This window comes from Salegentibacter sp. UBA1130 (assembly GCF_002311535.1).
Classification (GTDB): domain Bacteria; phylum Bacteroidota; class Bacteroidia; order Flavobacteriales; family Flavobacteriaceae; genus Salegentibacter; species Salegentibacter agarivorans.
This window is the reverse complement of the sequence record NZ_DCAP01000014.1, coordinates 1-14573: the sequence shown is the minus strand read 5'-3', so window position 1 is coordinate 14573 and position 14573 is coordinate 1. Positions and strand designations below refer to the sequence as shown.

At 34.9% G+C, this 14573-nt stretch carries 13 protein-coding genes, 1 tRNA gene and 1 pseudogene; 8 read left to right on the top strand and 7 right to left on the bottom strand.

What is annotated here, in order from left to right; translation table 11 throughout:
• The 3 genes and pseudogenes from B4F31_RS04680 to B4F31_RS04670 form a co-directional block, all read right to left on the bottom strand.
• A pseudogene (locus tag B4F31_RS04680) lies at nt 1–201 on the bottom strand (DUF4249 domain-containing protein); the annotation flags it as partial.
• A gap of 3 nt (nt 202–204) precedes the next feature.
• A complete protein-coding gene (locus B4F31_RS04675) occupies nt 205–2961 on the bottom strand; it encodes a TonB-dependent receptor (RefSeq protein ID WP_286760737.1) in 2757 nt (918 codons plus the stop codon).
• Nucleotides 2962–2963: 2 nt separating this feature from the next.
• The gene (locus B4F31_RS04670) at nt 2964–3605 is read right to left on the bottom strand and encodes a hypothetical protein (protein WP_286760736.1); all 642 of its coding nucleotides are present in this window, start codon (nt 3603–3605) and stop codon (nt 2964–2966) included.
• A 289-nt stretch (nt 3606–3894) separates the two neighbouring features.
• Here B4F31_RS04670 and deoC point away from each other — a divergent pair, with 289 nt between their 5' ends.
• From deoC to mgrA, 6 genes are read left to right on the top strand one after another with little or no spacing between them, the layout of a single operon-like run.
• Complete coding sequence (deoC, locus tag B4F31_RS04665; RefSeq protein WP_286760735.1) at nt 3895–4545, top strand: deoxyribose-phosphate aldolase; 651 nt, start codon at nt 3895–3897, stop codon at nt 4543–4545.
• Between the two features lies 1 nt (nt 4546).
• Nucleotides 4547–5245: a purine-nucleoside phosphorylase gene (deoD, locus tag B4F31_RS04660; RefSeq protein ID WP_075326933.1), complete on the top strand. Its 699-nt coding sequence runs from the start codon at nt 4547–4549 to the stop codon at nt 5243–5245.
• Nucleotides 5246–5293: 48 nt separating this feature from the next.
• Entirely contained in the window at nt 5294–6175 is an 882-nt protein-coding gene (locus B4F31_RS04655) for a serine hydrolase (protein ID WP_075326934.1), read from the top strand.
• A gap of 21 nt (nt 6176–6196) precedes the next feature.
• Nucleotides 6197–6961 carry a 3-keto-disaccharide hydrolase gene (locus B4F31_RS04650; protein ID WP_075326935.1) on the top strand — a complete coding sequence of 255 codons (765 nt, stop codon included), beginning with the start codon at nt 6197–6199 and terminating at the stop codon, nt 6959–6961.
• An 11-nt stretch (nt 6962–6972) separates the two neighbouring features.
• Nucleotides 6973–8313, top strand: coding sequence for a Gfo/Idh/MocA family protein (locus tag B4F31_RS04645; RefSeq protein WP_286760734.1), 1341 nt, complete (start codon nt 6973–6975; stop codon nt 8311–8313).
• A 17-nt stretch (nt 8314–8330) separates the two neighbouring features.
• On the top strand, nt 8331–9329 hold the full coding sequence (gene mgrA, locus B4F31_RS04640; RefSeq protein WP_075326937.1) for an L-glyceraldehyde 3-phosphate reductase: 999 nt from the start codon (nt 8331–8333) through the stop codon (nt 9327–9329).
• A gap of 125 nt (nt 9330–9454) precedes the next feature.
• On the opposite strand, the gene B4F31_RS04635 is transcribed toward mgrA, so the two are convergent.
• The 4 genes from B4F31_RS04635 to B4F31_RS04620 form a co-directional block, all read right to left on the bottom strand.
• The gene (locus B4F31_RS04635) at nt 9455–10426 is read right to left on the bottom strand and encodes a type I phosphomannose isomerase catalytic subunit (RefSeq protein WP_075326938.1); all 972 of its coding nucleotides are present in this window, start codon (nt 10424–10426) and stop codon (nt 9455–9457) included.
• Nucleotides 10427–10553: 127 nt separating this feature from the next.
• Nucleotides 10554–12176, bottom strand: coding sequence for an ArnT family glycosyltransferase (locus tag B4F31_RS04630; RefSeq protein WP_286760733.1), 1623 nt, complete (start codon nt 12174–12176; stop codon nt 10554–10556).
• Nucleotides 12160–12789 carry a lipid-A-disaccharide synthase N-terminal domain-containing protein gene (locus B4F31_RS04625; protein WP_075326940.1) on the bottom strand — a complete coding sequence of 210 codons (630 nt, stop codon included), beginning with the start codon at nt 12787–12789 and terminating at the stop codon, nt 12160–12162. The genes B4F31_RS04630 and B4F31_RS04625 overlap by 17 nt, the downstream gene beginning before the upstream one ends.
• Complete coding sequence (locus B4F31_RS04620; protein ID WP_075326941.1) at nt 12782–13498, bottom strand: glycosyltransferase family 2 protein; 717 nt, start codon at nt 13496–13498, stop codon at nt 12782–12784. The genes B4F31_RS04625 and B4F31_RS04620 overlap by 8 nt, the downstream gene beginning before the upstream one ends.
• A gap of 290 nt (nt 13499–13788) precedes the next feature.
• Between B4F31_RS04620 and B4F31_RS04615 the strand changes: the two genes are divergently transcribed.
• Both B4F31_RS04615 and B4F31_RS04610 read left to right on the top strand, forming a co-directional pair.
• A tRNA-Arg gene (locus tag B4F31_RS04615) sits at nt 13789–13862 on the top strand.
• A 99-nt stretch (nt 13863–13961) separates the two neighbouring features.
• Nucleotides 13962–14549: a thioredoxin family protein gene (locus B4F31_RS04610; protein WP_286760732.1), complete on the top strand. Its 588-nt coding sequence runs from the start codon at nt 13962–13964 to the stop codon at nt 14547–14549.
• Nucleotides 14550–14573 lie beyond the last annotated feature (24 nt).

Genomic DNA, 14573 nt, shown 5'->3' with positions numbered 1-14573 from the left:
ATTTGGCCCGGTGGTATCTATTTTAAAAGCTTTAGATATTTTAATTTGATGCTGTTTTTCTTCATTGGTAATACTACCTTCAATCACAATAGCTTCTTCAAAAGTTTCAGGCTCAATGGGGATTTCTTCCACACAAGATAATACTGCAATAGATAATAAAAATAATAAAAGTAATTTCTTATTGATAGTAATAAGCTTCATTAATTAGAATCTAAAATTATATGTAATTGTAGGAATTGGAATTGAAAAAATAGAGCTTTGGTAAGCTTTTACCTCACCACTATCGGTTACAAAAAATACTGAATAGGGATTGTTTCTACCCAATACATTGTAAACAGAAATATTCCAGAAACTATGTGCTAATTTTTCAATTTTGTGATTTCCTTCTACGTTAAAACTAAGGTCCAGACGATAATAATCTGGGATTCTAAATTGGTTCCTGTCACTATACATAACATATTCAGAATTATTAAAATTGAATTTTCCAATAGGATAAGTAACCGGTCGACCTGTTTGGTATACAAAGTTTGCTGAAAAGCTAAAACGTTGAGTAAGTTTATAATTCAACACTGCGCTAAAATCGTGTGGTTTATCGAAATTTGTAGGGAAAAATTCACCATTATTTACTGTTTCTTCCTGAAAGTCACCTGCTAGTTTTATAAAAGACCGGGAATAAGTATAGCCCAAATAGCCGTTTAATTTCCCGGTCCTTTTCTTTAAAAGTAATTCGGCTCCATAAGCTTTTCCTTCCCCCTGAAGAACTTCAGTTTCAATATTTTCATTTAAAAATAAATCGGCTCCAACTTTATAGTCTAAAAGATTATTAGAAGTTTTATAATAACCCTCCAGGCTTACCTCATAAATATTATCGGTGAAATTCTTATAAAAACCTAAAGCATATTGACTTGCTCTTTGGGGTTTGATATAAGAATCTGATAATTTATAAGTATCGGTGGGGGCTGCTGTAGTGTTATTAGACAATGTATGAATGTACTGATAGGTATTGTTATAACTTATCTTCGTTGAGAAAGTAGGTGCTAAAAAATACCTTGCTGAAAATCTTGCTTCAGGGCCTGCATAAGTCTCTATGGCTTCACCACTACCGTAAGTCTCGTTACCAATATTTGTTTCTTCATTTCTTGGTAAATTATCTTCATAGGTATTTACAGTTCTGGGACCAAAAGCAGTATAAAACGAATACCTTAATCCGGCGTTAAGCAAAAGTTTTTCATTTATTTCAAAACTATCTTCAAAATAAACAGCAGTTTCCAAACCTCGCTCTTTTGGAATATTTAGTTCTTCTATTAATGATTCGGCGTTACCGGGGTTAATTTCTCCGGGCGATACCATATATAGTTTACTGTTTATCCCATAATTAAAAGTATGTTTAATATTATGGAAATATTTCATTTTTAATTTTAATTCCGACTCGTTTATGGAGTACCCAGACTCAAAATTATCGCTAAAATCACTGGCATAATCTATATTGAAGTTATAATTACTATTGGCAAGAACCAATTCGCCCTGGTGTTTTTCACTAAAAACCTTTTTATATGAAAGCGACACCAGGCTATTATTATAATTAAATAAAGAATCTGATGTAATGCTGAAAACATCATCGCTATAATAACCGGTAATGTTTAATTCATCATTATTATCAAAATTATGATTGTATTTAGCTACGGCATCATAAAATGAAGCCTGACTGTTTTGAAGGGATTCTTCATCAGTAAGATTTAAAATCCAGTCTGAATATGTACCTCTACCACCAATTATTAAACTTGATTTACCTTCTATAATTGGAATTTCGAGAGTTAAATTACCCGTTACTGGCCCAATTGAAGCTTCACCGGTAAATTCTTCATTATTGCCTTTTTTGGTAGTTAGATCAAAAACTGAAGATAATCTTCCACCAAATTCGGCAGGAATACTTCCTTTGTAAATACTTACACTTCCGGTAGTGAAAGGATTTAAGCCGGAAAATATGCCAAAGAAATGAGATGGGTTGTAAATAACACCACCATCAAGCAAGATTAAATTTTGATCGGTTTTTCCTCCTCTAACATTAAAGCCACTTGCACCTTCCCCAGCAGTGCTAATTCCAGGTAACGTAGTTGCTACTTTTAAAATATCCCGTTCACCTAATACAAGGGGAATGGTTTTTATCTCTGCAACATTAATTTTTTCTACACCGGTTAAAGCGGTTCTAATATTATCCCTGGCATTCGCTTCTACTAAAACCTCGCTGAGTTCTTCAAAACTTTGTGTTAGTTCTAGATCCAGGTAGCCATTATTATAAACAATAAGACGTTTTTTTACTTTTCCTACTCCTAAAGCCTGAGTTTCAAGAAGATTTACTCCTTTAGGTACGTTTAGCTCATAGTACCCATTTATATCTGTAACAGTACCAATATTTTTTTCAGGTATTAAAATATTAAGTCCTGAAATTGGTTCACCTTTCTTAGACATAGCCCTCCCTGAAAGTTGGTAAGTGTTTTTTCCTTCAGTGCGATCCTCTTTTCCAATAATAACAGTTTCTACAACATCACTTTTAACAGTATTATTGTTATAGAAAACGGGGTCTGAAATCTCTGTAGAACTTTTATTAGCAAGTACATCTTGCTCTGGTTTTGTTTCCAGGAAACCATCGGGAAGCTTATCGTAAATAACACTACCCTGGGTTAAAATTATACGATCCCCTTTCATATAGAAGTTAACATTGGTTTCTTCTAATATTTGCCTGAGTATGGTAATCGGAGAGCCTTTATACACCCCGGTATGTTTAGATAGGTCAAACCATCTTTCATCAAAATATATTGGGTAACCTGAGCTACTTTCTAATGCTTCTAATATTTCGGGTTTCGTTTTATTTTCAACCTTAAGAGATATTTCCTTATTATCCGTTTGGGCTTGAGTAAAATGAATAGAAATAAAAATAAACAGGAGTAAAATTTTTCTCATTCTTAAATTTCGTTTTGGAAATTTGAAAGCAATGAATTCATCTCTGTGGCAAGTGTTTTCATAAAATCTTCAGGGTTATTTCTAAATTCCTTTCTGTTTGCTCTATAAAAATTTCTTATTTCAGATTTTAGCTTCGGAAAAACGTCAAAAAGGTTTCTTTTATTCCTCAATTCAAAAACATCATTTTGAAACTCGAAATAATAATCTGGCTTATCATTTTTAAATTCATGATAAACCATCTGTTTATCACGACGTTCCTGCATATCTTTTTTATGCCTTTTGTAGATTTTAAATGCTCCTTCCCTATCAATTACTTCAAAAAATCCGTTGAGATCTATATCATTTGAAGTTTCTAAATAAATAAATTGATGACCGTTAATATAGAATTCCTGCACTCTATTGTTAATTAGCTTAAAAATTGATTTGTTTTGATTGTACTGAAGATTTACCAGGATTAAATCATCATAAACATTATACTTAATAGGTACATTGGGAAATTTTTGATCGTTATAAATAATTGAAGCATCCACAAATTCATTGACTTCAAAAAATTTATGGAATTCATTAATTACACGGTGAAGTTCCACATACTCAATACCCCGGAATAAAACAGAATTTTCAATTCCAACTTGCTTATCATACAAGGAGTATATCTTTTCTTCGGAGTAATTCTGAGAAAATGTCGCTGAAGAAATTAAGATAAAAAAAAGAAGAAAGTAATTTTTAAACATTAAGAAAAGATTGATGAATAATACCTGATAATTCCGGAAAACTACAAAATATAATAGATTTTCATTAATATTTTTTTATTAATATTAAAAATAAATTATTGAATGTTAAATCCCTAAAACCAGCACAATATCAAAAACCTGAGAATTATCATAAATTAGATCTGTTAGAAAGTTTTAGCTTTGTAAAGATTAAATCCATTTTATGCAACTCAACCAATATATAGATCATACTTTATTGAAGCCAACGGCCACACCGGCAGATATAAAAAAGTTATGTAAAGAGGCAGTAGAGCACCAGTTTTATGCAATTTGCGTTTCTCCTTCTTATATTCAATTAGCCAAATCGGCTTTAGAAGGCTCTGCTGTAAAAATAGCGGCAGTAATAGGTTTTCCTTTAGGAGCAATGACCACCAAAGCCAAAGTTTTTGAAGCTAAAGATGCTATTGAACTTGGTGCCGATGAAATTGATATGGTAATAAATATTGGAATGCTTAAGGCCGAAAAAATTGAATATATAGAAAACGAAATCACCGAAATTAAAAAAGCCATAGGTTCTAAAGTACTTAAGGTGATTATTGAAACCTGCTTTTTAACCGATGCCGAAAAGAAAGTTGTCTGTCACGCTGCTTTAAAGGCAAATGCCGATTTTGTAAAAACTTCTACTGGTTTTGGAAGCGGTGGGGCTACTTTTGAAGATGTGAAATTGATGCAAAAAATCGCAGGGGATAAAATGCAAATAAAAGCTTCTGGCGGAATTAAAGATAGAGAAACCGCTATTAAATATATTGAATTAGGTGTTTCCAGGTTGGGAACTTCTTCGGGAATTAAGCTTTTAACGTCAGATAAAAAATAGAATGAGCGTACATATACAGGCAAAGAAAGGAGAAATAGCAGAAAACGTTTTATTACCGGGAGATCCTTTAAGAGCAAAATGGATTGCAGAAAACTTCCTGGAAAATGCAGTTTGTTATAACGAAGTACGAGGAATGCTGGGTTATACCGGCACTTATCAGGGTAAAAAAGTTTCGGTACAGGCTACCGGAATGGGGATTCCTTCCGCACTGATTTATTGCACTGAATTAATTACTGAATATGGCGCTAAAAAGCTTATTCGTGTAGGTTCTGCCGGTTCTTATCAGGAAGATTTAAAGGTAAATGAAGTGGTTTTAGCTATGGCTGCTTCTTCAAATTCAGGTTTTAATAAGGCGAAATTTCAGCACGCCGACTATGCTCCTACCGTAGATTTTGAATTATTTATGAAAGCCGTAAATTTTGCTGAAAACCATAATATAAAATTCAGAGCCGGGAATGTACTTTCTTCTGATGTTTTTTACGAAGAAAGCGACCAGAATTATAAAAAATGGGCAGATTATGGCGTTTTGTGTGTAGAAATGGAAACCGCCGGACTCTACAGCGTTGCTGCCAAACATAAAGTAAAGGCCCTTTCGGTATTGACGATTTCTGACTCGCTGGTTACGGGGGAACATTTACCCGCAAAAGACCGGGAACAGAGTTTTAGCCGAATGGTAGAAATCGCTTTGGGCAGTATTTAAGTGTGTTTAGGGAAATTTCATTAAATTCGGAAAGTAATTTCGAAACTAATGAAATTTTTCCCCGCCATTCTTTTCATTTTTGCTTGTTTTATAAGCAATGCACAAACTTCTACTGAAGAACTTCAGCATACTATTGATTCTATTTTTAAAATCACGCAAGGTGATTTTGCTATTGCTTTTAAAGATCTTTCCGAAGAAAAAAACAGTATTTTTATAAATCATCACGAAGATTTTCACGCCGCCAGCACGATGAAAACCCCGGTGATGATAGAGGTTTTTAAACAAGCTTCAGCGGGAAAATTCGCTCTCCAGGATTCCCTGATTGTCAAAAATCAATTTAAAAGTATCTTAGATGGCAGCTCTTATTCTCTCGAGCTTGGTCGCGACAGTGGGGAACATCTCTATGAACAAATTGACCAGAAAAGAAGTATTGAAGACCTGGTAACCGATATGATTATTTATAGCAGCAATTTGGCTACTAATATTATAATTGAGTTGGTTGATGCTAAGAATGTAAACAAAACAATGCGAAATCTGGATGCAAAAAATATTAATGTGCTTCGTGGTGTAGAGGATATGAAAGCCTACGAAGCCGGGTTAAGCAATTCTACCACCGCATACGATTTAATGCTAATTTTTGAAGATCTCGCTACCGGAAATGCAGTAAATCCTGAAGCCGACGAAAAAATGCTGAATATTTTGCGCCAACAAAAACACACGGATCTTATTCCCCATTTGCTTCCTGAAAATTTAAAAATTGCCAATAAAACCGGTTGGATTACCGGAGTGCACCACGATTCAGCCCTTATAGAATTACCCGACGGAAGAAAATATGTATTGGTTCTACTTTCAAAAAATATGGAAGATATGGATACCGGTACCAAAATGCTTAACCAGGTTTCAAAAATGATTTACGAACATGTTAAATAATTTCCAACTAAAAATTTCAAAATGAGAATATCTTTAAAATTAAGTTTATTGGCAGGTACTTTTATAATTGCTTCATTCCCTGCTTTTGCCCAGGAAAAAAACATCGATTTACCACCTGAAGCCACCGAGTTTTACGAACCGGTGCCGCCTAAAATTCAAGCCGGAGAATCTACTACCACCGCACCTTCTGATGCAATAATATTGTTTGACGGTTCAGATCTCTCAGCTTTTGTAAACGAAAAAGATGGCTCCGAACCCACCTGGAATATAGAAGGAGATGTGTTAACCGTAAAACCGGGAACCGGCGGCATAAAAACAAAAGAGAATTTTGGAGATATGCAATTACATGTAGAATGGCGTTCGCCTTCAGAAGTTAAAGGTGACGGACAGGGCCGTGGAAATAGCGGAGTAATTATTATGGAAAAATATGAAGTACAGATTCTGGATTCTTATGAAAATGAAACCTATACCAACGGCCAGGCCGCCAGTATTTATAAGCAATCCCCTCCACTTGTAAATGCAACAAAAGCACCCGGAGAATGGAATACTTACGATATTATTTTTACTGCGCCCAGATTTAATGAAAATGGCCTGTTATTAAGTCCGGCAAAACTTACCGTGTTTCATAACGGGGTGTTGGTTCAAAACAATTACGAATTAAGTGGCCCAACCGAATATATTGGCATACCTAATTATACTAAACACGACGAAAAACTTCCTATTCATTTGCAAGATCATGGAAATCCAGTGAGTTTCAGAAATATCTGGGTTAGGGAATTGAATTAATCTGTTACAAAATGAAGAATTCAAGAAGAAAATTTTTGCAGCAAACTACTCTGGCTACTGCCGGTTTAGGTTTATCAGGGTCCTTATTGGCCAATCCATTTTCAGGTTATCAGAGTTTTGGTACAAAAGACAAAATTAATTTTGGATTAATTGGTTGTAAAGGAATGGGATGGTCTAATATGCAGGCTCACCTTAAATTACCCAATCTAACCTGCGTGGCCCTGGCAGATATAGACCAGCGTGTTTTAGATGAAAGGACTAAAAATGTAAAGGATATAACCGGTAAAGCACCAAAACAGTACAAAGATTACCGTCAAATGCTGGAAAACAAAGATATTGATGCGGTAATAATTGGTACACCAGACCATTGGCATTGTTTGAATTTGGTTCACGCTCTGCAAGCCGGGAAGCACGTTTATGTGGAAAAACCGCTTGCCAATAGTATTGAAGAATGTAACACCATGCTTAAGGCCGCCAAAAAGTATAATAAAATTGTACAGGTAGGCCAATGGCAACGCAGCGGGACACATTATGACGATGCTATAAATTATGTAAAATCGGGAAAACTTGGGAATATTCGCTTGGTGAAATGTTGGGCTTATATAGGCTGGAAAGACAGGCTTCCACATAAACCTGACAGCACTCCTCCACCGGGTGTAGATTATAAAATGTGGTTGGGTCCTGCGCCTGAAAGACCTTTTAACGAAAATCGGTTCCATTTTACTTTTCGTTGGTTTTGGGATTATGCCGGCGGACTTATGACCGATTGGGGTGTGCATGAAATTGATATTGCACTCTATGCAATGAATGCTAAAGCACCAAAATCTGTTTTAGCTTCTGGCGGAAAACTTGCTTACCCCAATGATGCCGCTGAAACTCCCGATACGCTTCAAACAGTATATGAGTTTGAGAATTTCAATTTACTATGGGAACACGCCGTTGGAATTGACGGTGGAAATTATGGTAGAAATGAAGGCATTGCTTTTATAGGAAATAACGGTACGCTGGTAGTAAATAGAGACGACTGGGAGATAATTCCTGAAGGAGATAATATAGATGGAAAATTTGTTCCGAAAGTGGAAGAAATAGCATTGCAAAAACCTGAAGGAAATGCGCTGGAAAAACATGCGGCTAATTTTGTTGAAGCCATAACTACCAATGATTGTTCAAAACTTAATTGTGGTATTGAAACAGGAAGCATCGCGGCTATTAATGCCCATATGGGAAATATTGCATACAAAACAGGAAAAAAATTGTACTGGGATTCAGAAAATGAAAGTTTCGATGATGATGAGGCGAATAATCTGTTAAAAGCGAATTACCATAATGGTTGGGAATTACCTAAGATTTAGAACTAAAATTAATTTCAATGAGTAAATATATAGCTAACGAGAATCGATACGAAAAGATGCAATACCGCCGCTGCGGAAAAAGCGGAATTAAACTTCCCCTACTCTCGCTGGGTTTATGGCATAATTTCGGAGATAATGATGATTTTGAAAATGCAAGAAACATTTTAAGAGCAGCATTTAATAATGGTATTACCCATTTTGATCTTGCCAATAATTATGGGCCACCTTATGGTTCGGCTGAGAAAAATTTCGGGAAGATTTTTGCCGAAGATTTTAAGCAATACCGTGATGAATTGCTTATTTCTACCAAAGCCGGTTGGGATATGTGGCCGGGACCTTATGGTAATTTTGGGTCCAGGAAATACCTTATTGCCAGTTTAGATCAGTCGTTACAAAGAATGGGACTGGATTATGTAGATATCTTCTATCACCACCGCCCAGATCCTGATACACCTTTAGAAGAAACTATGGGTGCTTTAGATCAGGTTGTAAGACAGGGAAAAGCACTTTACGTGGGTATTTCCCAATATTCATCTAAAGATACTGCCAGGGCAGCTGAAATTCTTAGAGCGCAGAAAACACCTTTCCTAATCCATCAACCTCGATATAATATGATGGATCGCTGGGTTGAAAATGGTTTATTAAATACACTTGAACACGAAGGGATTGGCAGCATCGTTTTTTCTCCATTGGAACAGGGAATTTTAACCGATAAATATTTAAACGGAATTCCAAAAGACAGTAGAGCGGCAACCCAGGGCAGTTATTTAGATGAGTCGCAAATTACACCTGAAGTGGTAAAAAAAGTGCAGGCACTAAACGAAATTGCCCAATCCAGGAATCAAAGTTTAGCACAAATGGCCGTGGCCTGGTTATTAAAAGATAAACGCGTTACTTCCGTTTTGGTGGGTGCGAGTAAGGTTTCTCAATTAGAAGATAATATTAAAGCCATTGAAAACCTTGAATTCAATAAAATTGAATTGGAAAAAATAGAAGAAATTTTAAAAAATAAATAAGGTTAAAATAGGCTGTTTAAAACGCATATTTCCGTCAGGCAAAACTTATTTCAACTTCTAACAACATAGGTCCTGAAACCAGTTCAGGATGACGATTGTAAAACGCGATTTAGACAGCCTATTTTTTATTTAATATAAACCTCTAAAAGTTCACAATTTTCAGCTGAAAGCTTAACTTCTTTATTCGAGGCCGGGATTAATAAAGTTTCTCCCTGGGCGATTTTTTCAGAATTTCCATTTACTGAAACTTCTCCATTTCCGTTAACACACATATAGATTACAAACGAATCTAAATTGCTATAATCTTTGGTAATTTCTCCATCTACAGCTAAGTAATTTGTAGTGAAATACTGGCAACTGGCAACTTCAGAAGATTTGTTTTTTGTTTTTTCGTAGTTCAGCTTAAAATCGTCTTTCTTTTCAAAATCTATCGCATCAATGGCTAATGCGGTATGCAGTTCCCGGGAATTTCCTTCATCATCGGTTCGGTCCCAATCGTAAATTCTATAAGTAACATCTGAGGTTTGCTGAATTTCAGCTAAAAGCACCCCTGCTCCTATCGCGTGTACTTTTCCGGTATTTATAAAGAAACTATCGCCTTTTTTTACTTCTTCAAAATTGAGTAATTCAACAATTTTTCCTTCTTCTAAACGGGTAATATAGTCTTCTTTAGAAACACTTTCTTTAAAACCAATGTTGATTTTTGCACCTTCATCGGCCTGCATAATATACCACATTTCGGTTTTTCCGAAAGAATTATGGCGTTGCTGCGCAAGCTCATCGTTAGGATGTAATTGTACAGAAAGTTCTGTATTGGCGTCTATAAATTTTATAAGCAAAGGAAAATCGGCATCGAATTCTTTATAGATTTTCTTACCTACAATTTCTTCTTTGTATTCCTTTAAAAGGTCCTTTAGGGAAAACCCTTTAAGTTCACCATTAGAAACTACAGATATAGCTCCTTCTACACCAGATATTTCCCAGCTTTCGCCCAGGTCGTCCCGGTTGGTTTCTTTATTTAGAATTGTTTTTAGTTTTTCTCCACCCCATATTTTTTCTTTCAAAATGGGGAAAAATTTTATTGGATAGTCAAGCATTATTTGGTTAGTTTTAAAAGCGCTCCAATATAATCAAATATTAGCATGTTAAAAAATTGGTAGCGTCTCATTTTAACAAGAATTGAAAAGTTTTAGGCTTCTCTAAAAATACGGCTGATTTTTATTTTTAATTTTCTTTTTCAACGAGGAATAAATCCCTGTACAACCGTTGTTTGTGTTTGCTGCTCACAGGATTCATATCTACGCTATCAATTTTAATCGTGCTATAGTTTCTAAAAATGGTCTGTAAACTATCAAGATTATATTTCCCATCAGATAAAATCAAAAATTTATCTTCTGAAGGGATTTTAATCTCACCATTCTTATTTAAAACCGGAATTGGTTTTCCATATTCCCAAATCATTTCTGGCGCAAAATCATTAATTTCATAAACAGGTGCATTATATTCTTTGAGATGCCTCTTAATATTTACAATGCTATTATAATCTTTGTTTACATTAATTTTATTGGCCATTGGCAAACCAAACCATACAATACTTACCAGGAAGAATATGCTTAAATAAAAAAGTGGTTTTATTTTTTTCAGTATTAAAAACCTAAACATTAAAACCCCGATGATAAATAAGAAAATTGAACTCAAGATATACCAAATCAAAATATCCTGCAGAAAAGATTCAAAATAGAAATATGCAGCAATGGGAAAAACACAGCCTACAATGGCGAAAATTCCAAAATGAAAATAAATCACCGCCGCTTCTTTTGTCTTTAAGCTTTTAAAATGATTAAAAAGAAATTCAATATAAAATGAGGTATTCATTGCCATAGGAATAAGAACCGGCAACAGATAGCGGGATTTTTTCTCTGGAATTACTGAAAGCAAAAAAACTGAAGCCAGCGTCCAGAGAAGCGTGAATTTATAAGCTTTTTTATTGCTAACCCTATCTTTTAAATAAGGATAAAACAAGGCCACAAAAGATGGAATGGTCCATAAACCACTTTGAATAAAAAAGCTCCAGTAATAATAAAACGGCCTTACGTTGTAATTTAACCATCTCCCCGTCTCCTGGCTGGTAATTTCGGCAACTGCACGAGTATCAAATAAATAAACATAGAGGTTCCACCAACCGCCAGAAATTAATGCCACCAAAATTAAAAGAGCCAGGGCCTTCCACCGTGCCTTTGTGCCATCAAATTTGTAAATAATTCCGTAAGCAATTAAAAACGGAAGAAATAATGCATAAAGTGAAACCGGGCCCTTACTAAGAATAGAACAACCAATAAACAATCCGCTAACTAAAGCATACAAATACCAGTTTTTAGTGGAATTATAGAGTTTATACAGCCAAAAGATAGCCAGCATCATAAAACTATGGGTATAAATATCCCACTGCCCGTCCCTACTGGAGAAAACAATATAAAATGAGGTAGTAGCAATTAAACCGGCCACAAAAGACAATTCTATATTTTTGGTAATTTTGAGTAGTAATTTGTAGATAAAAACTACTAAAATTAATCCCATAATTGCTGAAGGAAGTCGCAAGCCAAAAAGTCCTTCCATCCCAAAAACCGACATTGAAATTGCGGTTAGCCAGGTTGGTAAAGGTGGTTTTTCATAACGCGGCTCAGCATTCATCGTGGTGAATATCCAGTTATTATCATTCAGCATTTCGCGAGCGGTAATAAAATTACGCGCCTCCATAATGTTGATATAAATTGCATCCAGGTTTATAAAAAACACGGCTATTGCTGCAAAAATGAGTAGCAGAAGATATTTATTCTCTAATTTCATTATGGTGAATTATAATATTTCTAATATACATTATGGCGCCAAACAAATGCCCAATAAGCAAAACGGGATCTTTTCTAAAGACTGCATAAATTAAAATTAACGAAGAACCTACCAGGCTTAACCACCAAAATCCAAGCGGTAAACAGGATTTCTTCTGTTTTTCAGAATATATCCACTGGTATAAAAATCTTAAGGTAAAAACTACCTGGGCAAAAATTCCTAACAAAAGCAACCAAAATGGGATTGCTTCATTCAGAAATAATTTCTGAAGGTTATATTCGTTATTAAAAAAGCTGTAAATAACCACAATAGCAGGGAAAACCAGGATTATAAATCGTATTAAATAGGGAAGCTTTTTCCATTGCCCCTGGAAATGTAAGTTTCTTATATAAATAAAATACGTTAGCGTTTGGCCCAACATAATCGCAAAGTCATCTCTAAAATAGCCGTAAATAAAAAGTAAAAAAGAAGCCAGTAAACTTAATTCCCAAAAAAGAATTGGGGTAAGCACTTTCTTTTGTTTTTCAGAAAGTATCCATTGCATAATCATCCTTGACGAAAAAAGGATTTGCGCGGTAAAGCCAATTACATAAATAAGCAGCGAATTATCCATGTTTCGCTTTTATGCTATAATCTATATACGATTTTTTAATCCAAACATAAGCAAAACAATCTACCAAAGGCCCCAAAAACCTATTTTTGAAATTGTATTTAGATTCGCCTTCAATTCTTGGATAATGATTAATAACCACCTCTTTTATCTCCTTTTGCTGCAATAATATCATAGCCGGTAAAAAACGCTGTAAACCTTTAAACATAGGGATTTTCTTGGCGTATTCGGTATGCATTATCTTAAGCGGGCAGCCGGTATCGTGAATATTATCGTGCGTAAAAAATATGCGTACGGCATTTCCGGTTTTGGAAGAAATACGTTTTACAAGGGTATCTTTTCTATTTTTACGCCAGCCGGTAACCAAACCAAAATCTTTAATATATGGCAGAAGTAATTCAAAATCTTCGGGATGCGTTTGTAGATCGGCATCCAGGTAACCAAGCAATGGCGTTTTAGTATGATCGAAAGCGGCTTTTAATGCTGCGCCTTTCCCATAATTTTTGTCGAATAACAAACAATTAAAATCCTCGTGATCTAAACAGAATTTTTCTATAGCCGAAGCACTGCCGTCACCAGAGCCATCGTCTACCAGTAAAACACAGGATTTGAGTGAAGCCGATTTAACGTAATTCTGCAAAAAATCAAAAAGCCTGGGTAAACTTTCAATCTCGTTATAAACCGGAACAATAATGGTGAATTGAAACTCCATAAACAATTAACAGGCTTTATTAAGAATTGAGGTAAATTTACTAAACCTAAATATCTGGTTAACAGGCGTTGAATTTTGGAGCAAAAAATATTTCAATGTTATCAAAGGAATTTTTTAAAAAATTTACCGAGGCAAAATTAAGGATATAATTGAGAAAAACTTTCAATTTAAAAATTAAGTTAAAAACAGATTAAAATTCCCATAAAATCAAGTTGAAGAAAAAAATAAATTTTTAAATAAAAAAAACTTGTTTTATTTGGAAAGAGGCTTATATTTGCAACCGCAAAAACGGTCGCGTAGCTCAGCTGGATAGAGCACCTGCCTTCTAAGCAGGCGGTCCCAGGTTCGAATCCTGGCGCGATCACTTTGTAAAACCGTAAAACTTAATTTTAAGTCTTTACGGTTTTTTTATTTCCTATTCTGTAGATTTGAATTAATAAAAATCGCGATAAAATTAATTTCAATGAATTTTCAAGAATATAGCTCATACTTCAAAAATATCCTGCTTAAACCTGCGACTGAACATCAACCGCCTTATGATAATCCCGATTACCTGAATTATACAAAGCTAAACTGGTCACGTATGAACCGGTGGTTCAAAACAGGAAAATTATCAAATGATATTGTTGAGATTGCTAAAAAAATAGATGAACCGCAACACTGGATTATTATTACCGAGCCCTGGTGTGGCGATGCAGCTCACAATATCCCTTTTATAGAAATGATAGCAAGTGAGAATCCGCTACTAACTGTATCTTATGAATTACGAGATGCAGCACCTTACAGGATTGAGCAGTATCTCACCAATGGCACGCAATCAATTCCTAAATTAGTAATTCAAAATCAAAAAGGTAAAGATTTAGCAACCTGGGGACCACGTCCTGAAAATTGTCAAAAAATGTATGCTGAACTACTCCAGGAGAGAGCTTCTTTTGAGATCATAAAAACTGAGATACAAAATTGGTATAATTTAGATAAAGGAAAAGAGCTTCAAAAAGAATTGGAAGACGTATTATCTGCTACCCGTAATTATAAATTTAATTTTGGGTAATAAAAAAGAGGCTGTCTGAAAAGG